This is a genomic window from Mycolicibacterium chlorophenolicum, assembly GCF_001044235.1.
In the GTDB taxonomy this organism is placed as follows: Bacteria; Actinomycetota; Actinomycetes; order Mycobacteriales; family Mycobacteriaceae; genus Mycobacterium; species Mycobacterium chlorophenolicum.
On the sequence record NZ_JYNL01000065.1, the window covers coordinates 38,736 to 61,860 of the forward strand.

29 protein-coding genes are annotated in these 23,125 nt (G+C 66.8%); 7 read left to right on the forward strand and 22 right to left on the reverse strand.

Features of this window, described 5'->3' with window-relative positions; translation table 11 throughout:
- Positions 1 to 30 precede the first annotated feature (30 nt).
- From MCHLDSM_RS27795 to MCHLDSM_RS27810, 4 genes are all read left to right on the forward strand, one after another.
- A complete protein-coding gene (locus MCHLDSM_RS27795) occupies positions 31 to 1,797 on the forward strand; it encodes an AAA family ATPase (RefSeq protein WP_048473066.1) in 1,767 nt (588 codons plus the stop codon).
- A gap of 86 nt (positions 1,798 to 1,883) precedes the next feature.
- Positions 1,884 to 2,069 (forward strand): hypothetical protein, encoded by a 186-nt coding sequence (locus MCHLDSM_RS27800; protein ID WP_048473067.1) that lies wholly within the window; start codon positions 1,884 to 1,886, stop codon positions 2,067 to 2,069.
- A 66-nt stretch (positions 2,070 to 2,135) separates the two neighbouring features.
- The gene (locus MCHLDSM_RS27805; protein WP_131722703.1) at positions 2,136 to 2,762 is read left to right on the forward strand and encodes a hypothetical protein; all 627 of its coding nucleotides are present in this window, start codon (positions 2,136 to 2,138) and stop codon (positions 2,760 to 2,762) included.
- Positions 2,763 to 2,811: 49 nt separating this feature from the next.
- A complete protein-coding gene (locus tag MCHLDSM_RS27810) occupies positions 2,812 to 3,465 on the forward strand; it encodes a GNAT family N-acetyltransferase (protein WP_048473068.1) in 654 nt (217 codons plus the stop codon).
- A gap of 345 nt (positions 3,466 to 3,810) precedes the next feature.
- On the opposite strand, the gene MCHLDSM_RS27815 is transcribed toward MCHLDSM_RS27810, so the two are convergent.
- From MCHLDSM_RS27815 to MCHLDSM_RS27825, 3 genes are all read right to left on the reverse strand, one after another.
- Complete coding sequence (locus tag MCHLDSM_RS27815; protein WP_063840658.1) at positions 3,811 to 4,191, reverse strand: hypothetical protein; 381 nt, start codon at positions 4,189 to 4,191, stop codon at positions 3,811 to 3,813.
- 481 nt (positions 4,192 to 4,672) lie between these two features.
- Complete coding sequence (locus tag MCHLDSM_RS27820; protein ID WP_048473069.1) at positions 4,673 to 5,089, reverse strand: PIN domain-containing protein; 417 nt, start codon at positions 5,087 to 5,089, stop codon at positions 4,673 to 4,675.
- Positions 5,086 to 5,301, reverse strand: a complete 216-nt coding sequence (locus MCHLDSM_RS27825; RefSeq protein WP_109788963.1) for a FitA-like ribbon-helix-helix domain-containing protein — start codon at positions 5,299 to 5,301, stop codon at positions 5,086 to 5,088. Before MCHLDSM_RS27825 ends, MCHLDSM_RS27820 begins: the two co-directional genes overlap by 4 nt.
- 61 nt (positions 5,302 to 5,362) lie before the next feature.
- Here MCHLDSM_RS27825 and MCHLDSM_RS27830 point away from each other — a divergent pair, with 61 nt between their 5' ends.
- The gene (locus MCHLDSM_RS27830) at positions 5,363 to 5,644 is read left to right on the forward strand and encodes a hypothetical protein (protein WP_131722704.1); all 282 of its coding nucleotides are present in this window, start codon (positions 5,363 to 5,365) and stop codon (positions 5,642 to 5,644) included.
- A gap of 270 nt (positions 5,645 to 5,914) precedes the next feature.
- On the opposite strand, the gene mobF is transcribed toward MCHLDSM_RS27830, so the two are convergent.
- From mobF to MCHLDSM_RS27840, 3 genes are all read right to left on the reverse strand, one after another.
- Positions 5,915 to 8,764: a MobF family relaxase gene (gene mobF, locus MCHLDSM_RS27835; protein WP_048473072.1), complete on the reverse strand. Its 2,850-nt coding sequence runs from the start codon at positions 8,762 to 8,764 to the stop codon at positions 5,915 to 5,917.
- A 660-nt stretch (positions 8,765 to 9,424) separates the two neighbouring features.
- Entirely contained in the window at positions 9,425 to 9,598 is a 174-nt protein-coding gene (locus MCHLDSM_RS38245) for a hypothetical protein (RefSeq protein ID WP_156455055.1), read from the reverse strand.
- 68 nt (positions 9,599 to 9,666) lie between these two features.
- The gene (locus tag MCHLDSM_RS27840) at positions 9,667 to 10,617 is read right to left on the reverse strand and encodes a DUF4192 domain-containing protein (RefSeq protein WP_048473073.1); all 951 of its coding nucleotides are present in this window, start codon (positions 10,615 to 10,617) and stop codon (positions 9,667 to 9,669) included.
- Between the two features lie 890 nt (positions 10,618 to 11,507).
- On the opposite strand from MCHLDSM_RS27840, the gene MCHLDSM_RS38250 reads away from it, so the two are divergent.
- On the forward strand, positions 11,508 to 11,783 hold the full coding sequence (locus tag MCHLDSM_RS38250; RefSeq protein ID WP_156455056.1) for a hypothetical protein: 276 nt from the start codon (positions 11,508 to 11,510) through the stop codon (positions 11,781 to 11,783).
- Positions 11,784 to 12,535: 752 nt separating this feature from the next.
- Here MCHLDSM_RS38250 and MCHLDSM_RS27850 read toward each other — a convergent pair.
- From MCHLDSM_RS27850 to MCHLDSM_RS27905, 12 genes are all read right to left on the reverse strand, one after another.
- On the reverse strand, positions 12,536 to 12,931 hold the full coding sequence (locus MCHLDSM_RS27850; RefSeq protein WP_048473074.1) for a hypothetical protein: 396 nt from the start codon (positions 12,929 to 12,931) through the stop codon (positions 12,536 to 12,538).
- Positions 12,932 to 13,388: 457 nt separating this feature from the next.
- Positions 13,389 to 13,784 carry a hypothetical protein gene (locus MCHLDSM_RS27855; protein ID WP_048473074.1) on the reverse strand — a complete coding sequence of 132 codons (396 nt, stop codon included), beginning with the start codon at positions 13,782 to 13,784 and terminating at the stop codon, positions 13,389 to 13,391.
- Between the two features lie 400 nt (positions 13,785 to 14,184).
- Complete coding sequence (locus MCHLDSM_RS27860; protein WP_048473075.1) at positions 14,185 to 14,529, reverse strand: hypothetical protein; 345 nt, start codon at positions 14,527 to 14,529, stop codon at positions 14,185 to 14,187.
- Between the two features lie 28 nt (positions 14,530 to 14,557).
- Positions 14,558 to 15,037 carry a hypothetical protein gene (locus tag MCHLDSM_RS27865; RefSeq protein WP_048473076.1) on the reverse strand — a complete coding sequence of 160 codons (480 nt, stop codon included), beginning with the start codon at positions 15,035 to 15,037 and terminating at the stop codon, positions 14,558 to 14,560.
- Between the two features lie 86 nt (positions 15,038 to 15,123).
- Positions 15,124 to 15,399 (reverse strand): hypothetical protein, encoded by a 276-nt coding sequence (locus tag MCHLDSM_RS27870; protein WP_048473077.1) that lies wholly within the window; start codon positions 15,397 to 15,399, stop codon positions 15,124 to 15,126.
- A 553-nt stretch (positions 15,400 to 15,952) separates the two neighbouring features.
- Entirely contained in the window at positions 15,953 to 16,276 is a 324-nt protein-coding gene (locus MCHLDSM_RS27875) for a hypothetical protein (protein WP_048473078.1), read from the reverse strand.
- A 32-nt stretch (positions 16,277 to 16,308) separates the two neighbouring features.
- Positions 16,309 to 16,581, reverse strand: coding sequence for a hypothetical protein (locus MCHLDSM_RS27880; protein ID WP_048473079.1), 273 nt, complete (start codon positions 16,579 to 16,581; stop codon positions 16,309 to 16,311).
- Between the two features lie 3 nt (positions 16,582 to 16,584).
- Positions 16,585 to 16,914: a hypothetical protein gene (locus tag MCHLDSM_RS27885; RefSeq protein WP_048473080.1), complete on the reverse strand. Its 330-nt coding sequence runs from the start codon at positions 16,912 to 16,914 to the stop codon at positions 16,585 to 16,587.
- 403 nt (positions 16,915 to 17,317) lie between these two features.
- Entirely contained in the window at positions 17,318 to 17,779 is a 462-nt protein-coding gene (locus MCHLDSM_RS27890; RefSeq protein WP_048473081.1) for a hypothetical protein, read from the reverse strand.
- 399 nt (positions 17,780 to 18,178) lie between these two features.
- Positions 18,179 to 18,709 (reverse strand): hypothetical protein, encoded by a 531-nt coding sequence (locus MCHLDSM_RS27895; protein WP_048473082.1) that lies wholly within the window; start codon positions 18,707 to 18,709, stop codon positions 18,179 to 18,181.
- Positions 18,710 to 18,798: 89 nt separating this feature from the next.
- Positions 18,799 to 19,143, reverse strand: coding sequence for a hypothetical protein (locus tag MCHLDSM_RS27900; RefSeq protein ID WP_048473083.1), 345 nt, complete (start codon positions 19,141 to 19,143; stop codon positions 18,799 to 18,801).
- Positions 19,144 to 19,630: 487 nt separating this feature from the next.
- On the reverse strand, positions 19,631 to 20,173 hold the full coding sequence (locus tag MCHLDSM_RS27905) for a hypothetical protein (RefSeq protein WP_048473084.1): 543 nt from the start codon (positions 20,171 to 20,173) through the stop codon (positions 19,631 to 19,633).
- A 315-nt stretch (positions 20,174 to 20,488) separates the two neighbouring features.
- On the opposite strand from MCHLDSM_RS27905, the gene MCHLDSM_RS38255 reads away from it, so the two are divergent.
- Complete coding sequence (locus tag MCHLDSM_RS38255; protein ID WP_156455057.1) at positions 20,489 to 20,635, forward strand: hypothetical protein; 147 nt, start codon at positions 20,489 to 20,491, stop codon at positions 20,633 to 20,635.
- Here the strand turns inward: MCHLDSM_RS38255 and MCHLDSM_RS27910 are convergent.
- The 4 genes from MCHLDSM_RS27910 to MCHLDSM_RS27925 all read right to left on the reverse strand — a co-directional run bounded on the left by MCHLDSM_RS27910 (position 20,632) and on the right by MCHLDSM_RS27925 (position 23,037).
- Positions 20,632 to 21,309: a chymotrypsin family serine protease gene (locus MCHLDSM_RS27910; protein WP_234714223.1), complete on the reverse strand. Its 678-nt coding sequence runs from the start codon at positions 21,307 to 21,309 to the stop codon at positions 20,632 to 20,634. The genes MCHLDSM_RS38255 and MCHLDSM_RS27910 overlap by 4 nt on opposite strands.
- A 246-nt stretch (positions 21,310 to 21,555) precedes the next feature.
- The gene (locus MCHLDSM_RS27915; protein ID WP_048473094.1) at positions 21,556 to 22,185 is read right to left on the reverse strand and encodes a hypothetical protein; all 630 of its coding nucleotides are present in this window, start codon (positions 22,183 to 22,185) and stop codon (positions 21,556 to 21,558) included.
- On the reverse strand, positions 22,182 to 22,820 hold the full coding sequence (locus MCHLDSM_RS27920; protein WP_048473085.1) for a hypothetical protein: 639 nt from the start codon (positions 22,818 to 22,820) through the stop codon (positions 22,182 to 22,184). The genes MCHLDSM_RS27915 and MCHLDSM_RS27920 overlap by 4 nt, the downstream gene beginning before the upstream one ends.
- A 37-nt stretch (positions 22,821 to 22,857) precedes the next feature.
- Positions 22,858 to 23,037 (reverse strand): glutaredoxin domain-containing protein, encoded by a 180-nt coding sequence (locus MCHLDSM_RS27925; RefSeq protein ID WP_048473086.1) that lies wholly within the window; start codon positions 23,035 to 23,037, stop codon positions 22,858 to 22,860.
- Positions 23,038 to 23,125 lie beyond the last annotated feature (88 nt).

Consider the following 23,125-nt stretch of genomic DNA (forward strand, 5'->3'; position numbering starts at 1 on the left):
CATGCACGAGCACCGTGAGGAGCCCCGCCCATGACCTCTCCCACCGAGCAGCGCCGCGCCTTCGACGCAGCCATGCAGCGGTTCAGCAACGGCGACCCGGACGGTGCCCGTGATGCGTTCACCCGCATCACCGAGCAGAACCCGGCCATGAGCGATGCCTGGGTGGGTCGGCTGGCCTGCGGTGACCACAGCCTGGCCGCACTTGCCGGCGCGCACAACAACTCGCGCGCCCTGTACCGCGAGACCCGCCGGGTCGGGCTGCAGGACGGATCGCTGCAAGCCTCGTTCCCGGCCCCGCTGTATCTGCCGATCCAGGTGTGGTCGCGCGGCACCATCGCCGTCGCCTACGCCAGCGGCCTGATCGCCGCCGGCCGCTACACGAGCGCGGTGGAGGTCCTCGACGATCCAGAGCTGGCCCGCGACGCCCAGAGCGCGATGTGGCGACAGTTCGTCACCGCCGCCCTGCACCACAAGACCCGACGCTGGCCAGACGTGTGCACCGTCACCGACATCTGCCCGCCGGCGACGGCGACCTACGTCCCTAACGATCTGCTGGCGGCCGCCCAGACGCTGCGGGCGATGGCGCTGGCCGCCCTGGGACAGTTCCAGGCCGCTCTCGACCTTCTGGCGCAGGTCTCCACCCAGACCGCCCCGATCGCCGCCGACGCCGCCCTCACGCGAGGCTGGTGCCTACGCGAGTTGGGCGACCCGGCAGGCGCCGATGATGCGTTCCGCTCCGCCACCGTCGACGGGCAGTTGATCCCACAAGCACGTCAAGCCCTCGACAACCCGTCCTATCGCATCCCGACCACCGACGCCGAGACGATCGCCACCCGCACCGACAGGTGGGACCCGGCCACCGAGACCAGCCGCCACGAGCAGGCGGCCGCGGCGCTCGCCGACGAACGCCGCGCCGTCCTTGCCGACGCGCAAGCCCGCATCGACGAGCTGATCGGCCTGGAGAACATCAAAGAGCAGGTCGCGGTGTGGCGGACCGAAAAGCAGATCGAACAACTGCTCATCGAGCAGGGCGACGAGATCAGTGCCTCCGAGGGCGATCACATGATTTTCGAGGGCCCACCCGGCACGGCGAAAACCACCATCGCCCGCGTCGTCGCCGAAGTGCTGTTCGGCCTCGGAAAGCTCGATCGCCCCGACGTCAAGGAGGTCAGCGTGGCCGATATCGTGGTCGGCTACATCTCACAGACCGCGACCCGGATGCGAGAGGTGTGCGAGGAAGCGCTCGGTGGGGTGCTGTTCATCGATGAGGCATACACCCTTGTACCGGAAACCGAAGGTCACTCGTTCGGCAAAGAAGCCATCGACACCTTGCTCAAATTCATGGAGGACCACCGCGACAAGCTCGTCGTGATCGCCGCCGGTTATCCCAATCCGATGCGCCGGTTCCTGCGCGCCAATGAAGGATTCGCCTCCCGCTTCGGCTTCACGCTGACATTCTCTAGCTACGCGCCCTCCGAAATCGTGCAGATCGCCCAACTCATCGCCCGCAAGGACCGCCTCATCGTCGTCGCCCCAGCATGGGAGGTCCTCGGCAGTGAGGCCGCGCAGCTGCTGGCGGCACCGTCCGGAGACGGCACCATGCTCGACGTCGCCGGCAACGGTCGCTATGCCCGAAAAGTGGTGGGCGCCTGCAAAAGAGAGCGTGCCCGCCGCCTCTACCGAGCCGCCCCACTGCCGCAGGACCTCGAACAGCTGGTGCGCGCGGACCCGGCAGCACTCAAGGTCAACGTCGACGACATGCAACGCGCCTTGGCGCAGGCCCGCCCCACAACCTAATCCAGGAGAGCAATGATGATGGCGCACAACAGCATCACCGCACGAAGCGGTCGCTGCACTACCCTTTGCAGAATAGAGTAAAGCTCATGTGGGGTTTCATCGCCGCAGGCGCCGTAGCGCTCATCGTCGTGATCGTTCTCTCGATCATCGTGTTCGCGCAACAGTTCTGGCTGCCGATCCTGATCGTTCTAGCAGCAGTAGCCGTCACGAAAATCGTTGCCAGCTATCGTCGTCGCCGCGACGACACCTACGGGGCACCGCCCCCATTCTGAGCGGCTCGAGTACCGGCGGTGTCGGTGGCCACACCTACACTCCGGCGTGAAAGGGAGGTGCACGCGATGGCCAACTGGCTCGACACTCTCACCGGCGTGCCCACGGCGGCCCGCCAGCAAAGCGAAGCCGAAGTCTGGGCGCAATATGCCCACAACGCCGCGACCGCGCTGCGCACCGGCTCCGCCCTGCCGGAAATCAACGTGGTCGGGATGGGTCCGGTGTTGCGCCGCGGTGAACGCGCCTTCTTCCAGGGCGGCGCCAACTACGCGCGGATGTACGGCGGGCACGGCACCTACACGACGACCGGCCTGCTGGCCCTGGGCAGCCCGGCATTCATGCTCGGTGCATTCGCCGCGACCGGCGTCATCAACCACCGCCGCAAGGCCCGCGCCCGCCGCGACGCGGCCGTGCAGTGGCGCGATCATCAGCGGGCCGGCATCATCGCCACCAACCAGCGGCTCATGGTTCACACCGACCGCGGATGGGCGACCTACGCCTACGGCGCGATCACCGAGTATTACCCCGATATCGCGAGTTCCAGCCTGACCATGGGATTCGGCGGCCAGGGCGCACCGTTGCTTCTGGCCGGCCCACCCGTACCCGCAATTGCGGTGCTGGTGGCCGCCGCGACGATGCCCGACCGGTGGACACAAGACCCTCGTTTGCAATCGCTGTTCGTGTCCGTTCCCTGAGCCGGCGCGAGCAGCGTCAACCACTTGATTTCCGGTCGGAGGAGACCCGTTGGCGCGCAACACGTTGAAACTGATATCGGCATCAACGCGCGACATCGAGAACCTTGGGTACTGGTATGACCTAGCCGGGGTAAAGGCAGATAACCGCGATGAACAGATCGCGCAGCTGCTCGCCGCGCACACCGCTGGCAAGCTAGGTGTCGCATTCGGCAACGGGCTGGAAGGCAACCTCGATCGAATCCTCACATTGGACCAATCCAGCTGGTACCACGCCCGGCTGGCGGTAAGAACGCTCACGCTTAACGACGAGACAATTGGCCTGGCGATGTTCGGCGCTCACCAACGGCTCTGGCAACTTCTCGACACGCGAGTAACTGGCGACGAGCGTTCTCTTGCGAACTTCCTCGCATCTGCGTTGGCCGTATCCAAACTCCACATACTGGCTATCCGCCCCGACTATCAGTGCGCCGGCTATGGCACTCGGCTCATCAAGAAGGTGCTAGGCGTGGCGCGCGCGGATAACGTGGTGATGTTTTACGGCCAGTTCAGCGCCAGGCGTCCCCACCTGCGGAAGTTCTACGAGTCAGTCGGCTTCAAGGTCGGTGAGGCCGGTGAAGCGATGCCCTTTGGAATGGCCACGGGAAACCCGACCGACATGATCGTCGTACAACCCGACGAATGCTACTTCTCCACCGGTCGCTAAATGCCGCGCCTTCCCTACAATCACGGACCAGGCGCCCGCCAGGACTGGCCGTGACGATCGCCTCAGCGATACGCCCACGGTCCAGACATCCGACACATTCGCCGGCCGCGCTGGAACTTCAGCTCGACTGGTGGCCTTGATAGCTGAACAGGTCCTCGATGAGCAGTCGGGCGCGATCGCTGATAGGTACGCGGGAAGAACCGCTCACAAGCGGCCCACACTTCGTTCGGGGTCTCCTCGTAGAAAACGCGCAGCGTATGTCAGGAGGCCGCGAGTTTGGCGACGCGCGGGTCGACCGGTCGCCCGCTTTTCTTACTAAAGGCCACGGCGGTCTTGGCGGCGAGCTTACGTACTTCCAAGCTGTTGGCCGGGGCCTTCTTGTTCGTACTCGTCCGGCTCGCCGTCGTGGTGTGGGTCTGCGAGGACGTCGTCGCGGGAGTCTTCTCCGTCATCACCACCGCCCTCCATGGCTACATGTTCTGCGATTGCCTGCAATATGTCCGAATCGCCCTTGGTGACCAGCTTAGAGGCAGCCAGCGCCAAAAGCAGCGACCAACCCAGCCGGCGCTGTTCCTGGGCGTCGCTGAAGGTCAGCTCTAACGCCCACGTCGTGCGCCGCCACCACTCGCTGCGGCGGTCGGCGGTGTTCTTCTGCCGCCAGGTGACCAGCACACCAACGGTGGCGATCAGACCGACGATCAGCGTGACCCAGGCTTGTGCAGGCATGTTTAGAACGCTAGTCAGCCAGGGTGCACCGCAGCCGACCGCGACACGTTCCGCACCCATGTTTCTCGTCATACGGCGCACGCTAGAGACCGACCGTGCAGGACGACGACGCCCAAGAACCAAATGACTCGCCGTTTTACATATTGGTAACCTGTCAGGCCTTCCGGCGTGCACCACGTGCTGGCGACCGGCGGCGGAGTCGCTGCGGTGATTTCGACTGACGGCGTCGGCGGGCCGGGGTGGCTTGCCGGACTGAGCTTGATCTTCTTCGACGCGCCGGTTGATGCGATGTCATGGGGCGTGCCGGCGTTGTCTACTACTTCAGGCATGACCGGGCCAACCTCTGGCTTTGACTGCCAATCTGGGAATCGTTTGATCACGAACCTCGGAGTCAGCGCGGTTGTGGTTCTGGTCGTTGGCTGTGAATTCGAGCGCCACCTGTTTGGGGCTGCGGTCCCGGGTGGGCGTGGCGACGGTCGGCTTAGCGGTACTCCCAGGGGTCCAGGCATCGGGCGCCGAGCGGTTCGAAGTGTCGGGTGTTGCGGGTCACGACGATCTTGTCGGCGGCCTGGGCGACGGCCGCGATCAATGCATCGTCGTAGGGAGCGTGCTCTGGCACGCGGTAGGCGGCCAGGATGCGAGCGGCGGCCAGATCGAAAGCCAATGTCCGGTAGGTGAACACGGGCAGCACTTTGTTGTCGAACCAGCGCCGTAGGTGTTCACCCTGGGCCGGGTCGGTGCGTTCCTTGGCGATCACGCCGCGTTCGATCTCGGCCAGCGTTGTGGCTGCGATGAACTGTTCGGAGACTTCTACCGAGTCCGCCCATGCCGCTACGGCCGGATTGCGTCCCTGTACGCGCAATGCGGACACCACGTTGGTGTCGAGGACGTAGGTCACAGTTCTGGGGTGCGGGTGGTCAGGCCGAGGCGTTCAGGTTCGAAGTCGATGTCATGGCCGGTGTCGGCAGCTAGCAGTACCGACATGGGGACGTCTTCACCCGACAGTCCTGCGGTGAGGATCGCGCGGGCTTCAGCTTCGACGGAGTGATGGTGACGTGCCGCGCGGACGCGCAGCGCTGCCTTGGTTCCTTCGGGAAGGTTTCGGATCACGATCTGCTCCATACATCAATGATATCAAACAAGCGATATCAGATCGATGCCCATCGCCTCGGTGACCAAGAGAGTGAATCCGGTCGCCGGGCTGCGGCGGTGCAACAGTGACAACGAGGACGCTCTTGCCCTCTATGTCGACGTAGTCGACCTCCCAGTGAGGGCCGTCCACGAACGGCCGCAGCTTGTCCTGAATTACGGCGGCGTCCAGCACCTCGACACCGTCGACGTGTCCCGGTTCGGCCCCGACGACGAGATACGCAACGCCCTCGCACTGGCGAGCCGCAGTCTGTGGGTGGCGATTCGCGAACGCGATGATTGTGCGCGCTGCAGCAGTCGGTGAGCCGCGGTGTCGAAGTTGAGCGAGCTCTTCCACTCCAGCCAGTGCGTCTCCTGAGTTAGAGCGGGACTGGCTTTATAGATCGCATGCACAAGTGCGGCACGACGTTGCGGAGAGCGTAACGCCATGCTGGCGTCGATGTTCAGGCTCATAGCTGCGTCGAGCTTGTCCGCGCGCGGACACCAAGCGAACTACGAGCAATCGGCCGATCGCGTCCAAATCGGCAGTGCGGGTAGGCGATCGCCATCCGCGATGCGCTGAGACAACACCGCACTACAGGTCAAGGCCATATCCATCAACGCTGCGCGTCTGCTCAGCGGCCTGGTGTGTGGTATCGCGGCTGGTCGCGCTGATGCGCTCGTAGGCTGCGGCGCGAGCGCGCGCCTGCGCAGTGTGCTGGCGCCACCTGTCCGCGCGGACGGAGCGGCGGCGGTCGTTGCGATCGAGCAGCGCCGACACGGTCGCGGGTAGCAGCGCTCTGTCGGTGCGTTCGGCTTCGGCGTGCATGGTGCGCGGTCGGTCGTCGTTGGCCAGAATCATCCGGAAGTAGTACGCAGCCGCGTGCTTGTTGCCGCGGCGCAGGGTGTGGATCTGCGCCCCGGACGCGAGGCGGCTGTGCTCGTGGTCGGACTCGCCGCGGATCGGCTGGTAGATGAACGCGTGGTTTTCGTCCTTCCCGCGGGTCATCCCGACGTAGGCCATCGCGCGTGACGCCTTGTCGCTGAGCACGGTGAAGCAGGCGCCTTGGCGGCTGGAGCTGCCTACGGTGATTCCTTGGGCGGCGTGCAGCGTGGTCGCATAACCCAGGGTGATGTGTTCCCGCAGGTATTCACCTTCGAACACGGCCCGTGCGGAATCGGTGAGCCGCTCGGCTGCGATCCGACCGTTAGTGGCGTCAACGCGGGCCACCCTCCACCGGTTGCCGTTGCGGACCTGGTCGATCCGGTTGCTGCGCTGCTGCTGCGGGCCCGGTTCCACCGCGATCGTGGCGTCGTTGTTGCGGCTGATGATGATGTCGCCGACACGGATATCTTGGTCGCGGGCGACCCGCACTCCCGGAGTGTTTTCCTCGGTGTAGGTGCCGTGCAGGCGGCGGTTAATGGCGTCGGCGATCTCCCATTTGTCGCAGATGATCGCCGCGTCTTTCCCGCCAGCGCGAGCCGCAATGTAGGCGTTGGTGGCGTCGTCGGCCATCGCGATCGGGTCACCGGTGTGCAACCGGCCTTCGTTGCGATACCAGCCGACGGCCTTGCGCAGCCGGTTTCCGTGTCCGGAGCGCAACGCCAGGCTCATATCGCGCTCTTCGGCGCTGCGCATCCGCCACACTTCACCGAGACGCTGCGACCAGGGCAGGTCAGCGCACAGGTTCTCGAACATGCCGCCACGCGCTTTGACCGGTGACAGCTGGTAGGCGTCGCCGACGAGCACCATCTTGGCGTGCCCCATGCTGGCGCAAGCGAGCAGCTTCTTCAGCTCGGGGGTACCGACCATGGACGCCTCGTCGACGATCACCACGGTGCGCCGGTCCACGTCCAGTTGATTGTCCTCGATGAGCTTGAGCGCTTTGGCGACGGTGAGGCCGCGGTCCCCGGCCTCGTCGCGCATCGCCTCGTCGACCGCTTTACCGGTCGGCGCCAGCACCAGCACTTCCTTGCCAGCACGGTGCGCCGCGGCGCGCAGCACCTTCAACGAGTGCGTCTTGCCCGCGCCGGCGGGCGCTTGCAGCGGCTGCACCAAATGTGGGGAGTCGGCGATATTGCGGATCGCGCGGGCCTGATCGGCCGACAGATCGCCGATGTCCTCGGCGCGCACATCCAGCCGCGTGCGCGCGTCTTCCTCGTCGATCATGTCGAACACGCGCTCTTCTTCGGCGATCACCGCGTCCACGGTGAACCGCTCGTGGCCTTCGCGGTGGTGGCCTTCCCGCGGCGCGGAGACACGCACCGCGACCACGCCGACGATCTTTTCGATGACCTCACGCGGATCGCCGGGGGCATCAACCGGGAGCAGCGCGCCGACGAGTTCCACTAAGTCCGCGCGGGTAAATGCGGCTTTGTCGATTCCCGCGACCATCCGCGTCAGCCGCGCCCGGTCCAGCAGCAGGCGCGGCGCGCTCGCGCGGGCGCGCCGCGCTTCCTGATGCGCGGCGCGATCCATCTCCAATCCGCGCGCGTCGGCGCGCCACTGCTCTTTCAGCTCCGCCCACGCGAGCGATTCGGGTTTCTGGGGGCGCGTCGCTTTTTGGGCCATCTGCAGCTGTGCCGCGGTGGGTTCGCCGTCGACGACCACCAGGTTGTCGCGCGCCCATTCGCGCAGCCGCGTGGAGCGCTGCGACCACGCCTTGATGCATTTTCTGGTGATGCCGGCAATTTCGGCCATGCCGGAGTGCTCACCGACAGCCACCCACTCGAAACCGCGCTCCGCCGTCAGCTCGTGACGTAATACGGCCTGGTAAACGATCCCGGCGGCCTTGGCTTCGTGGTGCAGCGATTTGGAGTCAATCGACACCAGCTTGCCGTCGGCGCGGGCCTGCCGATTCGGCAGGATGACGTGGGTGTGTAGGTGCGGATCGCCGCACCTGGACGTTTCGTGCTGGTAGCCGATTGTCACCAACCCGGGAAGCCGCTCGAGATCTTTTTTCCCGGTCAGCGGGTTGTGCACCCGGGTGTATCCAGCATGTTCATGCAGGTAATCCAGGGCCGCTTTGACGGCCCGCATGTGCGCCTCTGCGACGACTTTCTCGTTGATGTCGCTGGTCAGGGCCCGCACCACCGAGACACTCTTGGGTGCGGCGAACGTGAGGTCGAAGCCGTGCACGGACTCCTTGGTGAAGGCCCGTCCGGTCGCCCCGTTCGGGGCGATTCCGTCGTCGAGCCACGTCGTGGCATCCTCACCGTCAGCAAACCCGCCAGCGACAGCGGCGTTACTCAACCCGGTCAGCTCGGCGACCCGGCCCGCGTCGCCAGTGATGATCCACGTCGGCACCCGCGTGTCGCCTTCGGAGTAATACTCGCCGAGGCCGCCGTTGGCGGCCTGGCGGTCCATCGCCGACTGCTTGGCCTCGTTAGCGGTCTTCTCGTAGTAGGCGATGCTCCAACGCGACAACCGCGAAATCGTCAACACAGGTGACCACCTCCCAGACTGATCGCGTCGGCCCGCCCGCAGGGGGACGAGACGGTTGTGGACGCGCCCCGCGCGGCCACAACCAGTCTTGCACATCCTTGTGCCAATGTGCCCGAAGTCTTATAGGGCTGGGGGCATGGTGGAGGCATGCGGGTGTGAACAGGGGGTAGGTGGGGTTGGAGATGGTGCCAGTGGAGGGGTGTGGGCGGGCTTATGGTGAGGGGGGATTGAAGGCGAGTGGGCGGTGGGATGGTGAGCGGGGGAGGAAATGTTGGTGTGCCAGGTGGGCAGGGAGCCGCGCGTGGGCGCGGCGGGCCTGGCCGGAGGAACGGCGAGCGGCCGAGTAGCCGAGGACCAGGGCGGGTCGCAGTGGGGCACTGGCGCTGTGAGGCCGCGGGTAGGGAGTAACCAGCTAACGATGGAGAGGGACGGGCGATGGGCAAGATCAAGGCAGGAATAGGGGCGGCTGCGGGCGTCCTGGTGGTGACCGGATGGCTGATGATCAGCCATACCTTGGACTGGGGCATGTCGGCGGTACTGCCGCAGTGAGCGGCGGGGTAAGCGCGGCCGGCGAGTAGGTGCGCCAGCACCACGAGCGCGGCATCGCGCGTCACCCTTGTTGCGGGCGCCGCCTGGCTGAGTGGGCGCCCGCGGTGGTGGTTATTGGCTGTGGAGCATGGCGTCGCGTAGCGCTTCGAGCAGGTCGACGTTTTCGCCGAGGATGACGGTGTCGTGGCCCCACTGGCTGTAGGTGCCGGTGGTGGAGTCGATGAAGAATGGGATGTCGACCGGTCGGCCGGCGGTGGTGCGGGAGATGGTTCCGCTGATGATCATGTCGGGTGTCCTTTCGGGCTGTGGTTGGTGGCGCCGGCCCTGGGGAGGGCCGGCGCCGGCTGGCTGGCCTATTTCTGGTGGCGGATGGTGATTCGGGAGAGGACCTCGCGCACCTGGGTGGGGGAGAAGCCTGCCTGGAGGGCGGTCAGGAGCAGCTCAGCGAGGCGGGGGTAGTCCAGGCGCTGGGCGTTGGCGTCGAGTGCTGCGGTGTCGAGTGCGATTCCGGCGCGAATGGTGTCGGAGGCGGCGTAGTAGCAGGCTGCGGCCATGGTGAGGATTTCGAGGCGGCTGGCGCCGGTGAGCTGATTGGCGAGGTGCGTCCAGAGCCGGGCGGCGGGGGCGGCGTGGTCGACGCTGAGCAGCAGCAGGGTGTCGCGAAGGTGGACGTCTTGGATAAGCAGGCTGACGCGGGTGGCCAGGTCTGGGTGACTGGCCGCGTGGGCGGAGCCGGTGATGATGGCGGCAATGGTCTCGAAGGTGTCAATGAGGAATTCGGCGGGGTCGACGTTGACGATCGGGACGGGATTGGTAGTGGGAGTGAATTCTGCGACGATTTCGTCTCTGTTGGCGGCGATGCGGTCGCCGGCCAAGACGGTTTCGGCGGCGAATACGCTGTCGCGGAACGGTGTGACGGGGCCGCGCTCGCCGCGGTCGATGTCGGTCCACTGACCGGGCTGGTCCAGCGATGGGGTGATGAGGCGGACAAGGGTGGCGATGTCGAGTTCGGCGAGTCCGTCGCGGACGATGTCGAGGGTGGTGGCGGCGTGGTCGGCGATCCAGTCGCCGCAGACTGCGACGAGGATCGCGGACGTAACGTCGTGGAAGGCGGGGGCGGCGACGCTGGTGAGTTGGCGGGCGGCGGTGGGGTCGATGTCGAAGCGCAGGGCATTGCGGACTTCGTCTTGCGCGTCGCCGGTGTGCAGGAGCAGCACGATGATGCTCGCTTCGGGGGTGAAGCGAAGGATTGCGGGGATGGCGGCGAGGATCTCGGCGTTGTCGTCGATGTTGAGGTGGAACATGTTGTTCTCCGTTTCGAGTAGGTGTTGAGGGCGCCGGTCAGCGCTGGGGTGCTGGGGGACCGGCGGGGTGGGCCTGTCAGCCGGGAGTCGCGGTGGATGAGCTGGAAGCGGATTTCTGGCCGCGAGCGTCAGCGAGCTTGGTAGGGCCGGAAATGCCGCTGGAGCCGCACGGCGCAGCGGGAGCCGAGCGTCAGCGAGGCGGGAGCGAAGACGGGCGAGCCCACCGCGCGGAGGTTGACAGGGTCAGGGTCCCTGTCGGTCAGACTGTGACCCCATCTGACAGGGTGATAAGTGAGTGGGCTCGCAACTCAAAAGCCCACCGGCGGTGGGCCATAGGCCGTGTAGAGNCGTCAGCGAGCTTGGTAGGGCCGGAAATGCCGCTGGAGCCGCACGGCGCAGCGGGAGCCGAGCGTCAGCGAGGCGGGAGCGAAGACGGGCGAGCCCACCGCGCGGAGGTTGACAGGGTCAGGGTCCCTGTCGGTCAGACTGTGACCCCAGCTGACAGGGTGATAAGTGAGTGGGCTCGCAACTCAAAAGCCCACCGGCGGTGGGCCATAGGCCGTGTAGAGATGTCTGCGCGGGCGTGGGCCGGAAGAAAAAGGGGGACCCGGCCAGCGCTCTCGTGTCGGGGGGCGGGCCGGGTCCGCAGGTGGGTTAGGCGGTGAGAATGCCGGCGGCGTCGGCGAAGTAGTGGCGGGCGAGACCGAGTTCGGATGGTGTGGCGTCGGTGGCCAGGAGGACTTCGGCGGCGTGATCGCGGGCGGCGAGTGCGTATTGGCGTCGGCGGTGGGGATCGTCGTGTGCGGATACGGCGGCGTGGATGTCGGCGCGGGCTTGGGCGAGCGTGTCGGAGGTGGTTATGGCTGTTTCCTTTCGGCTGGAGGGCTTCAGTGCAGGCCGGCGGCTTGGATGCGGCGGCGGATTGCTGCGAGGTTGACGTGGTATTCACCGACTATCGCCCAGGTTTGCCACCCGTCGAGGGCGGCTTCGACGGCGGCAAATGGGACGTTGGGGCGGGTGATGGCGATGGTGTGCCCGTCGTCGGGGCGACGGCGGTCGGCAACGACGGCGACGAGTTGTCCGGTGGTATCGGCGGTTCGGTGGACGCCGGAGTATTGGAAGCGCAGCTGCCGGGGCACGCCCTCGTCGGGGTTATGAATTCGTAGGCCAGTCCGAAGTCGATTTCGGGCATGTGTTCATCCTTTCGGGTGTAAGGCAGGGGCCAGACCCGCCTTTTTTGCGGGCCTGGCCGGTGCGGTGGTGGTTCAGAACGGGGCGCCGGTGTCGGCGTCGGATTCGTCGATGAGCAGGTCTGCGGCGATTTCGAGTTCGCGCTGTGTGCGGGTTTCGGACATGGGTGTTCTCCGTTCGTGTGCGGTGATTGGTGCGCCGGTCAGCGCTGGGGTGCGGGGGAATCGGCTGAGGGTGGGCTGTCAACCCCGAAGAGTGCGGGGGCGGGGCCGGCGGATTTGCGGCCCGCGAGCGGCAGCGAGCTGGGTAGGGCCGCAAATGTCCTCCGCCNAGGGTGGGCTGTCAACCCCGAAGAGTGCGGGGGCGGGGCCGGCGGATTTGCGGCCCGCGAGCGGCAGCGAGCTGGGTAGGGCCGCAAATGTCCTCCGCCGCCGGCGCCGCTTCCGCACGTGGGTGGACAGCTCGGGGCCCCGGCCGATTACGCTGCACACCCCTGCTGACGGCTTAAAGGTGAGTGAGCTACCAACCCGATAAGCCCACCGCAGGTGGGCTATTCGTCGGTCGCACCTGGTGCGCCGACGCCTACGCGGCCGGGGCCGGAAGAAAAACGGGGGCCCCGGCCAACCAACCACCTCTCAGTGAGAAGTGGTAGTTGATCCGGGTGAGTGATGGGTGGTTGGTGACACACCCGGCCGGGTCCTGTGCGGTGCCCGGCCGGGGTGTCGTTTTAGACCGCGGCGGGTGTGAGGTGCTCGCGGATGCGGTGATCGAGTTTGAGAATGTCGAGGACGGGCGGGAGTTCGACGTGGTCGCGTCGGGCGGCGACGTCGGCGCGGTTGATCATGGTGGCGGCGATGCCGGGGTTTCCGCCGCGCATGGCGAAGAACGCCGCCAGGCTGAGGGCTTCGACGCGGGCTTGCCCGCTTGTCTGGTCGGCGATGGTGATCCACATCAGTGCGGCGGCGAGGTGCCGGCCGGCGGCGATGTTGAGCAGGGCGGTGCGCATGCGGGGGTCGACGGCGAGTCGGCCGGCCAGGTCGGCAAGACCGCGGGGGATGTCGCGTTCGCCGTTGATCAGGTGGGTACGCAGGTGGGCCAGTGTGGCGATGCGGCTGAAGGACATGATGGTCTCCGATCTGTGGTGTGCGCTGCGGGTCAGCGCTGGGGTGCGGGGAATCGGCTGAGGGTGGGCTGTCCACCTCGAAGAGTCCGGGCCCGGTGGAGCAGGGTTTTCGGCCCGCGCGCGGGAACGCGGACGGTAGGGCCGAAAAGGTCACTTGGCCTGGGCAGTCCGGCCCGGGCGTGGGTGGACAGCTCGGGGCCCCGGCCGATTACGCTGCACACCCCTGCTGACGGCTTAAAGGTGAGTGAGCTACCAACCCGATAAGCCCACCGCAGGTGGGCTATTCGTCGGTCGCACCTGGTGCGCCGACGCCTACGCGGCCGGGGCCGGAAGAAAAACGGGGGCCCCGGCCAACCAACCACCTCTCAGTGAGAAGTGGTAGTTGATCCGGGTGAGTGATGGGTGGTTGGTGACACACCCGGCCGGGTCCTGTGCGGTGCCCGGCCGGGGTGTCGTTTTAGACCGCGGCGGGTGTGAGGTGCTCGCGGATGCGGTGATCGAGTTTGAGAATGTCGAGGACGGGCGGGAGTTCGACGTGGTCGCGTCGGGCGGCGACGTCGGCGCGGTTGATCATGGTGGCGGCGATGCCGGGGTTTCCGCCGCGCATGGCGAAGAACGCCGCCAGGCTGAGGGCTTCGACGCGGGCTTGCCCGCTTGTCTGGTCGGCGATGGTGATCCACATCAGTGCGGCGGCGAGGTGCCGGCCGGCGGCGATGTTGAGCAGGGCGGTGCGCATGCGGGGGTCGACGGCGAGTCGGCCGGCCAGGTCGGCAAGACCGCGGGGGATGTCGCGTTCGCCGTTGATCAGGTGGGTACGCAGGTGGGCCAGTGTGGCGATGCGGCTGAAGGACATGATGGTCTCCGATCTGTGGTGTGCGCTGCGGGTCAGCGCTGGGGTGCGGGGAATCGGCTGAGGGTGGGCTGTCCACCTCGAAGAGTCCGGGCCCGGTGGAGCAGGGTTTTCGGCCCGCGCGCGGGAACGCGGACGGTAGGGCCGAAAAGGTCACTTGGCCTGGGCAGTCCGGCCCGGGCGTGGGTGGACAGCTCGGGGCCCCGGCCGATTACGCTGCACACCCCTGCTGACGGCTTGAAGGTGAGTGGGCCGTCAACCCGGAAAGCTCACCGCAGGTGGGCTTTTCGTCGGTCGCACTTGGTGCGTCGACGCGTACACGGCGGGGGCTGGCAGACAAGGGGGCCCGGCCAACCGTCTCCGGGTTGGGAGGGGCTGGCCGGGCCCGGTGTTGCGGCCGGCGTTAGAACAGCAGCCCGATTCGCTCGGGATGGGCGTGGCAGAGGCAGCCACACCGCCAGATGAAGGCGGGTTTGGTGACCTTGAGCCAGACACCGCCTTCGTGTCTGGCTCCGCGCCGGTGGGTGCACTGGTGGTGGCGGCCTTCGTGGCAGGACTTGGTGGCGGCGTTCTCGGGCATCTCGACGATGACTGGGATGGTCTTGCGGGATCGGCGGATCTCGTCGGGGTAGGTAATCCATTTGAGGCCGTCGCGGACCTGGACTTTGGCCTTCGGTTTGATGCAGTCGGCGGGGCCGGCTGTGTGGTCGCGCGGTTCCCACAAGTCCTCGGGGTGCGGGTAGTCCATTGAGAATCCTTTCGGTGGTGGTGGCGGCTCAGGTTGTGGGAAGTGCTGCGAGGTAGCGGGTTTCGGTGTACTCGCCGCAGGGCCGGGTGACGGTGAATGCGCCGGGAATCGACGAGTCAAGGTCAGGGGCCTGGGTTGCGCCGTAGGCGGCTTGGGCGAGCCTGGACCAGCTGGTGAGCCAGAACAGCGCTTCGGTGGCGGTGAAGTAGGAACCGTCGGGCTCGTCGCTGTAGTAGTGGCCATCGGTGAGGCGGCGGCGGATCTGAACAGTGAACGGCGGCGCCGGCTTGGCCGATTCGACCAACACCTGTGACGGCAGCTGGTAGGTGATGTTCTGGAGGCCATCGGGGCCGATCCACTGCACAACGATCGCGTCGGCGTAGCGGTCATCGACGTCGATGATGAGGCCGTGGCTGACCCCGCTGTGGTAGGTCGGGCAGTGCTCGATCATCCAGCTGTGGTCGGCGGCCTCAACGGTTCGGTGGATGCCGGCGTTGGTGATGTCCATGGTGGTTGTCTCCCTGTGGGTTTCGGATGGTGGGCGGAGAAGGGGTGGTGGCCCGACCGGGTGGTAGGCCGGGTCCCGTTCGTGTGTTATCCGCGTTCGGTGACGGTGTGCGCGATCGAGTAGGCGGCGCGGGTGGAGCGCAGGCTGTCGTCGATGAACGCGGCGGCGTCGCCGCCTGCGTGGCCTTCGGCGAACTCGACGTCGTAGACGTGGTTGCTGGTGAGCTCGGCCAGGCTCATGCTCGCGTTATGTAGTGCGGCCAGGGCAGTGTTGAGCGCCGTGGTGAGCTTGATGCGATATTCGTCGATGACCATGGCGTGCTCGGTGTAGAAGTCCTCTTCGGTGTGATCGGCGGCGGTCATGGGTATGTGCTCCGTTCTGTGCGGTGATTGGTGCGCCGGTCAGCGCTGGGGTGCTGGGGGACCGGCGGGGTGGGCCTGTCAGCCGGGAGTCGCGGTGGATGAGCTGGAAGCGGATTTCTGGCCGCGAGCGNGCGCCGGTCAGCGCTGGGGTGCTGGGGGACCGGCGGGGTGGGCCTGTCAGCCGGGAGTCGCGGTGGATGAGCTGGAAGCGGATTTCTGGCCGCGAGCGTCAGCGAGCTTGGTAGGGCCGGAAATGCCGCTGGAGCCGCACGGCGCAGCGGGAGCCGAGCGTCAGCGAGGCGGGAGCGAAGACGGGTGAGCCCACCGCGCGGAGGTTGACAGGGTCGGGGTCCCTGTCGGTCAGACTGTGACCCCAGCTGACAGGGTGATAGGTGAGTGGGTTGCCAACCCGGAAGCCCACCGGCGGTGGGCTATTCGTCGATCGCACCTGGTGCGTCGACGCGTACCCAGCGGGGGTTGGAAGAAAAAGGGGGGCCCGGCCAACGGTCTCCGGGTGTGGAGTGGCTGGCCGGGCCCGAAGGAGATTTCTGGGTCAGTCGAGTCCGGCGGCGCGGACTCGTTCGCGGATCTGCGCGAGGTCGATCGTTGTGCGTGCCGGTTCGCGCCACGGCCAGGTGTCACCGATGGCGGCTTGTACGGAGTTGTAGTGGACACCGAGCCGGCTGATCGCGATCGCGGTGCCGCGGTGTGGGTGGCGGCCTTTGACGACGGCGCGCAGTTGCCCGGCGGGATTGCTGCGGGTCGGGTGTGGATCTTGATCCGCGACGTAGGGATGCTGGAATTCGAGGCGGTAGGGGATCGTGGTGTCGGCTGGGTCGATGAAATCGTGGGCCAGCGCGTAGTCGATGGTTGGCATGAGTCGAATCCTTTCGGGTGGGTGTGACACGGTCAACGGAAAGCGTGGCGGTGCGTTGTCGGTCTGGTTTGGAGCCGGCGGCGTTCGATCGAGATGGTGACGTGTTCGGTGTCGTGGCGAATGAGGGCGTATTCGGGGTGTCGGGTTGGGCCGGCGAAGCTCCAGGTTTCGTCGACGATGCGGCCTTCGGTGGGGGCCTGGTTGGAGACGATGGCCGGTAGGACTCGAAGCGGGGTGTTCGCCTCGAAGTCGGGGTACTCGGCGATGACAGCCCCGGAGATCGCCCGAACGGTGAGGGTTTTCATGTGTTACAGCTCCCCGGGCAGCGCGTAGTCGATGGTGTCGAGGTGGTAGCGGTCGGACGTGGCGCCCCAGTGGATGATGACGTGGTATGCGCCGGTGACGAGGCTCAGCGGGTCAGGCTCGAGGAGGACTCCACCCATGGCGTGGTCGTTGTTCATGGCGAGCTCGATGAGCGCCATGTTGGCGTCGTCGACGCTGCGGAATGCGCGGCCGGTGGGTCGGTCGGCGAAACCACCGCCGCAGGACATGCTCATGTGGCGCATCCGGATCGTGGGGCGTTGCTCGGCGGTGATGCTGGTCGGGTCGTGGTCGATGTGGTCCCAGGGGGTGGGCATGGTGGTGCTCCATTCGCTTGACGTGATTGGCAGTGCGCCGGTCGGCGCAGGTGCTGGTGGAATCGGTGGGTGCCGTGGGTCAACCCCGAAGAGTCCGGGTCGTGCCGTAGCAGGGCTTTCGGCCCGGGAGAATCGCCGGCGCGGATGCGCCTTGAGGATTCGCCATTGTTGGGCCGAAAGGGTCACTCGGCCTGCGGAGGCCGGGCCTGGGCGTGGGTTGATCCGCGGTGGGCTCCCGACGATTACGCTGAGGGCACCTGCTGACAGGCAGTTGGTGAGTGGGCTGTCAACCGGGAAGCCCGCCGGCGGTGGGCTTTTCGCGGGCAAGCCCGCGGTTGCACCGTGACGGGGGAGGGGCCGGAAGACACCGATGGGGACCGCCGCGTGGGTGGCCCGCGTGCGGCTAGGTGGCCGGGGCGTAGGTGGTGGTGATGTGGGTGGCGGCGTCGTCGAGGCTCGACCAGAGGGTGGGTTCTTCGCCGTTGACGTCGACGCGCCAGCCGTGGTTGCGGTTCGCGGTGAGCCCGAAGCGGCGGCGCCGACCGTCGACGCGGCCGATCCCGACGAATCCCCAGTCACCGTGGCGCTTGAAAAGCACTCCGGCGACAAATATTTGGTGGATGCGGGCAGTGACGCGGTGGCCGTTGTTGGAGGCGATGATCGTGGCCACGAGCTGGTGTTCGTGGTAGGCGATCAGGGTGAGCGTGTCCTGCGTGGGGGTGTAGACGCGGCGGGCACGGATGGTGATCGGTCCGTAATCGTGGTCGGCGAGCAGGGTGGCGCCTGGGTCGACGGCGTCCATGAGTGCTTCGGCGTCACGGACCAGGGCGAAGGCGATGTTGGGCTGTGCGGTGGTGGTGGTCATAGCGGGCTCCTTGGGGTTGGGTGGCCGGCGTGGTTGCCGGTCAGCTGCGGGTGCCGGTGGCGATCGGGTGGCGTTGTCAATCCCGAAGAGTGCGGGGGCGGGGCCGGCGGATTTGCGGCCCGCGAGCGGCAGCGAGCTGGATAGGGCCGCAAATGTCCTCCGCCGCCGGCGCCGGTCCCGCACGTGGGTTGACGGCGACGGGTTCCCGATCGGTAGCGTGTGGCACCTGCTGACAGGCAGTTGGTGAGTGGGCTGTCAACCCGAAAGCCCACCGGCGGTGGGCTATTCGTCGGCCACGCCTGCGGCGTCGACGACCAACGGACAGAGCCGAAAAAAACAGGGGAGTCCGGCCAACCCCTTCCGGGATATGCTGGCCGGGCTCCTCGCCTGCTGGTCGGGTCAGCTGGCCGCGGCAGCCGGGGGGTGTTCGGGGTGGGCGCTGTGTTGGTCACCGTCGAGGAAGGTGGCTATGGCGACGGTGTGCAGGTTGGCCAGGCCGTCGCCGACGGTGGCCAGGGCGATGCGGTCTCGGATCTGCCAGGTGATCGCCGCGGTGTAAACGTCGATCCATCGCAGGGTGGTGCTGCGCAACTTGTTGGCGCCGGACTGGGCCACGACGGCGTAGCTCGGTGCGCGGGTCCAGTCGATGGACATCGTGATCCGGTTGCCCGTGGTGTGCTGCGGCTGGGCGGGGATCTGCTCGGGGATGAATCGGGCGTGTTGCTTAGCGGCGCTGAAGGCGGCGCGTAGCCCTTGCACGGCAGCGCAGTTGTAGAACACCATCAGGACGCCGCCGAGGGTGAGGGTGATCCGCGCGTCGGTGGTTCGGGCGTGGAGCACGGTGACGTCAGGTTCGTAGGGTCCGCTGAGGCTGATGATGGCTTGGGTGATGATCGCGGGGGCGGTGTAGGTGGCGCGATGGGTGTCCATGGTGAGTTCTCCTTGGCGTGACTGGGTTTGGTGTTCATGGCCGGGTGCGGTGAGCAGGGTGAGAAGGTTGTCCTGCCCACCGGCGGTCGTTAGTGGTAGAGCGCGTCGTGCAGCTGCTCGGCGGTGAGTAGGTCCCAACCGCTGGGGGCACACGCCCATGCGGTTTCGCCGATCACGACGACGTCGCCGACGCTGAGGCTGCGGTGGGCGGCCAGCCGGTACTTGATGGCCCAGGGCTGGTCGGGATCGTCGATGTTGAGTTGCTCGAAGACGGTTTCGAGGGCGGTCTTGACGTGCTCGGTGCTGGGGTGGCCGGTCATCGTGATCACGAATCCGGCCGCGGCGGCGAGTTTGGGAGGCGCGAGCTCGCCGAATCCGAGGGTCTGGTAGTCGCCCTGGTTGAGGTAGACGGTGGTGATGAGCTCGTAGGTCATGGTGGTGCTCCGTTCGTGTGCGGTGATTGGTGCGCCGGTCAGCGCTGGGGTGCGGGGGAATCGGCTCAGGGTGGGCTGTCAACCCCGAAGAGTGCGGGGGCGGGGCCGGCGGATTTGCGGCCCGCGAGCGGCAGCGAGCTGGGTAGGGCCGCAAATGTCCTCCGCCGCCGACCCCCGGATCCATGAACGCCCGGTACACGATCAACTGCCGACNACGGTAGGGCCGAAAAGGTCACTTGGCCTGGGCAGTCCGGCCCGGGCGTGGGTGGACAGCTCGGGGCCCCGGCCGATTACGCTGCACACCCCTGCTGACGGCTTAAAGGTGAGTGAGCTACCAACCCGATAAGCCCACCGCAGGTGGGCTATTCATCGGCCACGCCTGCGGCGTCGACGACCAACGGTCCGAGCCGGAAGGAAGAAAAAGGGGGGACCCGGCCAACCATCTCCGGGTGTGGAGTGGTTGGCCGAGACCGATGCTGTTGGTCGGTCAGGATTCGTACTCGTCGATGATGAAATCGGTGGCGCCGACGACGCCGGCGAACGCGGGTTCGTGGCGGCGGCCGTCGATGCTGAGATGGCAGTACGTGCGAGGCAGGTTCGTCCGGGTGTCGTAGGTGACTTCCTCCCGGATCTCGTAGTGGTGCTGGCTGGCGGCGACGTAGAGGGTGGGCGTGCTGAGGAACTGCGGGGCTTTGTCATCGGTGATGCGGCCTGCGGCGTGATGCCAGCTGATCGGCCCGGACGTGAAAGTTCTGATCCGCGAGTGTATTCCGGTGGGCAACGGATGGATGGCGACCGCTTCGGCGGCCGCCTGGACCTGGTCGTGGGCATCGACTGCGCGGACCTGGGAGCTGTATCCCCAGGGGTGGGCGGTCACCAGTGCGGTCACCACGAGGTCCTCGACTGGTGCGAGGGTGCGGCGGCCTTCGGTGAAGCTGTAGAGGCTGTCGGTGGCCAGCGCGGCCAGGCGGCCGGCGAGGTGGTAGGTCGGCTGTGCTGGTGCGGTCTTGTGAATCTTGGTGCGGCTCATGGGTGTTCTCCGTTCCGGATTGTTGGGCGCTGCGGGTCAGCGCTGGGGTGCGGGGAATCGGCTGAGGGTGGGCTGTCCACCTCGAAGAGTCCGGGCCCGGTGGAGCAGGGTTTTCGGCCCGCGCGCGGGAGCGCGCACGGTAGGGCCGAAAAGGTCACTTGGCCTGGGCAGTCCGGCCCGGGCGTGGGTGGACAGCTCGGGGCCCCGGCCGATTACGCTGCACACCCCTGCTGACGGCTTGAAGGTGAGTGGGCTGCCAACCCGAAACTCGACATGGGCCGATCGCCCGGGTCGGTCCAGGTCCATACTGGTGGGGTGAGGTTTGAATCCGCGCTGTTGGAGGCGCTGAGTGCCGAGGGCTCTCCGGCCGCGCTGGCGTGTTTGCGGTGGTTGGTCACCGGTGAATCGCCGCAGCGGCTGGCCGTGGATGTGGTGTGGCCGGCGCGGCTGCCGGCCGGTTAGGCGTTCGTAGAGGTCAGGGCGGCGTAGTTGGCGATGTCGGCGAGCACGTCGGTCAGGCCGGTGAAACGACCGTAGCGGGGGCCGTCTGGTTCGATGTGTTCACCGAGCCAGATACCGATGACGGTGGCGCCGGTGCGGCTGGGTTGCCAGACGGGGCCACCGGAGTCGCCGGGGATGCTGCGCGGCATGCCGCTGGTGGTGAACTGGGTGCCGACGAGACGATCGTGCAGGGCGCCGCAGGCGACGGCGGTGCGGATGCCGTCGTGGCATACGGTGGTGGTGCTGGTGGGGGCGGAGATGCCGGTGACCGGCATTCCGTACATGACGGGCACGGATCGGCTGGCGCCGAAGTCGATGAGGCCGTAGTCGTCGTCGAGGGGTTCGTCCGGGTTGCCGACGGTGAGCACGAAGTGCCCGATCGCGCCGGTGGTGCGGTCGGTGACGGAGCTGGATCGGTGACTGTTGCAGTGACCTGCGGTGATGCCGTATGTCCTGCCGGCGGGGTTGGTGAACGTGTAGCCCAGCGTGCATTGCTGGTCGCCGTCGGCGGCCGTCGTGACGATGTCGTCACCAGGTGACACCGTGTGGAGGCGTTCGGCCCCCGCGGTCGGCGTACCAGCCAGGACGGCCGTAGCGGCGGCGGTGGTGGCGGCCAGTGCCGCGAATGTTCTCATGGCGACGGTAGGGCCTTTCGGAGGTGGCGGTGTCGGACCGGGTCGGTGCGGTCTGACATTGAAGCGGTGGATTCTATTGTCGGGTGCTGCGTAGGTGGTGTTCTGCACGAATTTTGGCGCGCGTGTGGAGGTTTCGGTCGATGCGTGGGCGGTGCGTGCTGCGGATCCGAACGGGTGCTGGTCCGTCGGCGGGCGCGCTTGCGGCGCGGCGGGAGTTCCCGCTGTCGAGGTGTCTGGGTAGGGATCTCACTGCGGGATCATGTCGGGTTTGGCGGCGGTTTCGGTGCGCCGCCACAGGTCGGCGAGCTCGTCGCGGATCGCGGCGAATTGTGCGGTGAGGTCTTCTCGGGCTGCACCGCAGGTGGCCAGCTGCTGCATCCGGATGCCGCAGGTCTCGAAGGCGCGCCGGTATGCCTCGTCGAGGACCTCGCGGGCGTAGGTGGCAGCGGCCACCGCCGGTGCTACGGCTTGGGAGTAGGCGTCGAACAGGTACAGCGCGAGTTGGTGGTGTTGGGTGGCGGTGGGGGCCTGTGCGTGCTCGAGGGCATCGCTGGGTGCGTGGCGTCGGCCGGCGGCGAGCACGGCCGGCGGGGTGGGGGTGTTGCCTTCGTCGACGACGCGGCGGATCAGTTCGTGGGCCCACCGGGTTCGTGGCCGCCAGATCGCGGTGTCGGGCACCAGGTCCAGCAAGGGTTGTGCGGCCTCGGCGGTCAGCCACATCAGCGACCCGATGAGCTGGTGCTCGGCGCTGTATTGATCGATGACCGTTTCAGCGCGCCAGTCGTCACCGTCGATGTCGGGGGCGACTTCGGCGGCTGCCTCGTCGGCGTCGGGAACGACCTCGAGGGCGGTGCGGGGCTGGGGTGCGGCGGTCATGGTGCGCTCGCTGCCCACAGGATCAGGGCGTAGTACCAGATGAGGGCTGCGGTCTGTTCTGCTGTGGTGTCGGGGGTCAGTTGTGCGGCGACCGCGGCGGCCAGTTCGGCCGGCGTGGTGATGGTTCTGTTGCGGGCAGCGTGGATTGCGTTGTCGCGTAGGCGTTCGAAGGTGTGCTGTGTGGGCCGGGGCACGTCGGGGCTGCCGGCGTCCGACAGGCTGGCTGCTTCGGGGTAGATGTTGCCGGCGGTGAACGAGTTGCGGGCTTCGGCTCGGGCGGCGGTGAGTACGGCCAGGGGGTAGCGCCCGCCGGGGTCGGTGTCGCATCCGAATTCGTAGGTGCTGGTGTGCTGGGCGGTCCAGCGCAGTGCTGCGGTGGCTGAATAGTACGGTGCGACAACGGGTTTGCCTGCGGTCGGGGCGATGGTGGCGGTTCCGATGATGCGGGATTGGCGGGCTGCCTCATCGAGGTGGACCAGTGTGAATGCTGTGGCAGTGCGGGGGGTGGGCCATTTGGCGTGCAGGTAGAGATCGTGGGCGATGACGTGGGACATCAGGGCGCGGAAGGCGTCGTCGAAGTCGTTGTATGGGGTGGTGTTGGTGGTGTCGTCGGTGGCGATGGTCAGCTCGTGCATGGCGGGCTCCTCGAGGCGGCAATGGTCTGCAGTCCACTCAGGCGGCTGCCTGGTTGGCGAGTTGTTTGATCCGGTCGGGGCGGAAGCCCGAGAAATGGTTGTCGGGGCCGGCGAACACCACGGGGGCCTGGAGGTAGCCGAGCGACATGACGTAGTCGCGTGCTTCTGGATCGGTGGAAATATCCACTTTCTGGTAGTTAATTCCCGCTTTGTTTATCTGCCCCTGCCGCGTTGGGTCATTCGTAAAAACGGTCTTCTGAACTGGGTGGTTATGGCCTGTCGCAGGCGATCGGGTTGTTGAGGGA

Bases quoted from the DNA above. Each gene is read 5' to 3' on its own strand.
- MCHLDSM_RS27795 (WP_048473066.1), top strand. From the start codon at position 31: ATGACCTCTCCCACCGAGCAGCGCCGCGCCTTCGACGCAGCCATGCAG.
- MCHLDSM_RS27800 (WP_048473067.1), top strand. From the start codon at position 1,884: ATGTGGGGTTTCATCGCCGCAGGCGCCGTAGCGCTCATCGTCGTGATC.
- MCHLDSM_RS27805 (WP_131722703.1), top strand. From the start codon at position 2,136: ATGGCCAACTGGCTCGACACTCTCACCGGCGTGCCCACGGCGGCCCGC.
- MCHLDSM_RS27815 (WP_063840658.1), bottom strand. From the start codon at position 4,191: ATGCCTGCACAAGCCTGGGTCACGCTGATCGTCGGTCTGATCGCCACC.
- MCHLDSM_RS38245 (WP_156455055.1), bottom strand. From the start codon at position 9,598: ATGATCATCAGCGGAACCATCTCCCGCACCACCGCCGGCCGACCGGTC.
- MCHLDSM_RS27840 (WP_048473073.1), bottom strand. From the start codon at position 10,617: ATGTTCCACCTCAACATCGACGACAACGCCGAGATCCTCGCCGCCATC.
- MCHLDSM_RS27850 (WP_048473074.1), bottom strand. From the start codon at position 12,931: ATGTCCTTCAGCCGCATCGCCACACTGGCCCACCTGCGTACCCACCTG.
- MCHLDSM_RS27855 (WP_048473074.1), bottom strand. From the start codon at position 13,784: ATGTCCTTCAGCCGCATCGCCACACTGGCCCACCTGCGTACCCACCTG.
- MCHLDSM_RS27860 (WP_048473075.1), bottom strand. From the start codon at position 14,529: ATGGACTACCCGCACCCCGAGGACTTGTGGGAACCGCGCGACCACACA.
- MCHLDSM_RS27865 (WP_048473076.1), bottom strand. From the start codon at position 15,037: ATGGACATCACCAACGCCGGCATCCACCGAACCGTTGAGGCCGCCGAC.
- MCHLDSM_RS27870 (WP_048473077.1), bottom strand. From the start codon at position 15,399: ATGACCGCCGCCGATCACACCGAAGAGGACTTCTACACCGAGCACGCC.
- MCHLDSM_RS27875 (WP_048473078.1), bottom strand. From the start codon at position 16,276: ATGCCAACCATCGACTACGCGCTGGCCCACGATTTCATCGACCCAGCC.
- MCHLDSM_RS27880 (WP_048473079.1), bottom strand. From the start codon at position 16,581: ATGAAAACCCTCACCGTTCGGGCGATCTCCGGGGCTGTCATCGCCGAG.
- MCHLDSM_RS27885 (WP_048473080.1), bottom strand. From the start codon at position 16,914: ATGCCCACCCCCTGGGACCACATCGACCACGACCCGACCAGCATCACC.
- MCHLDSM_RS27890 (WP_048473081.1), bottom strand. From the start codon at position 17,779: ATGACCACCACCACCGCACAGCCCAACATCGCCTTCGCCCTGGTCCGT.
- MCHLDSM_RS27895 (WP_048473082.1), bottom strand. From the start codon at position 18,709: ATGGACACCCATCGCGCCACCTACACCGCCCCCGCGATCATCACCCAA.
- MCHLDSM_RS27900 (WP_048473083.1), bottom strand. From the start codon at position 19,143: ATGACCTACGAGCTCATCACCACCGTCTACCTCAACCAGGGCGACTAC.
- MCHLDSM_RS27905 (WP_048473084.1), bottom strand. From the start codon at position 20,173: ATGAGCCGCACCAAGATTCACAAGACCGCACCAGCACAGCCGACCTAC.
- MCHLDSM_RS27910 (WP_234714223.1), bottom strand. From the start codon at position 21,309: ATGAGAACATTCGCGGCACTGGCCGCCACCACCGCCGCCGCTACGGCC.
- MCHLDSM_RS27915 (WP_048473094.1), bottom strand. From the start codon at position 22,185: ATGACCGCCGCACCCCAGCCCCGCACCGCCCTCGAGGTCGTTCCCGAC.
- MCHLDSM_RS27920 (WP_048473085.1), bottom strand. From the start codon at position 22,820: ATGCACGAGCTGACCATCGCCACCGACGACACCACCAACACCACCCCA.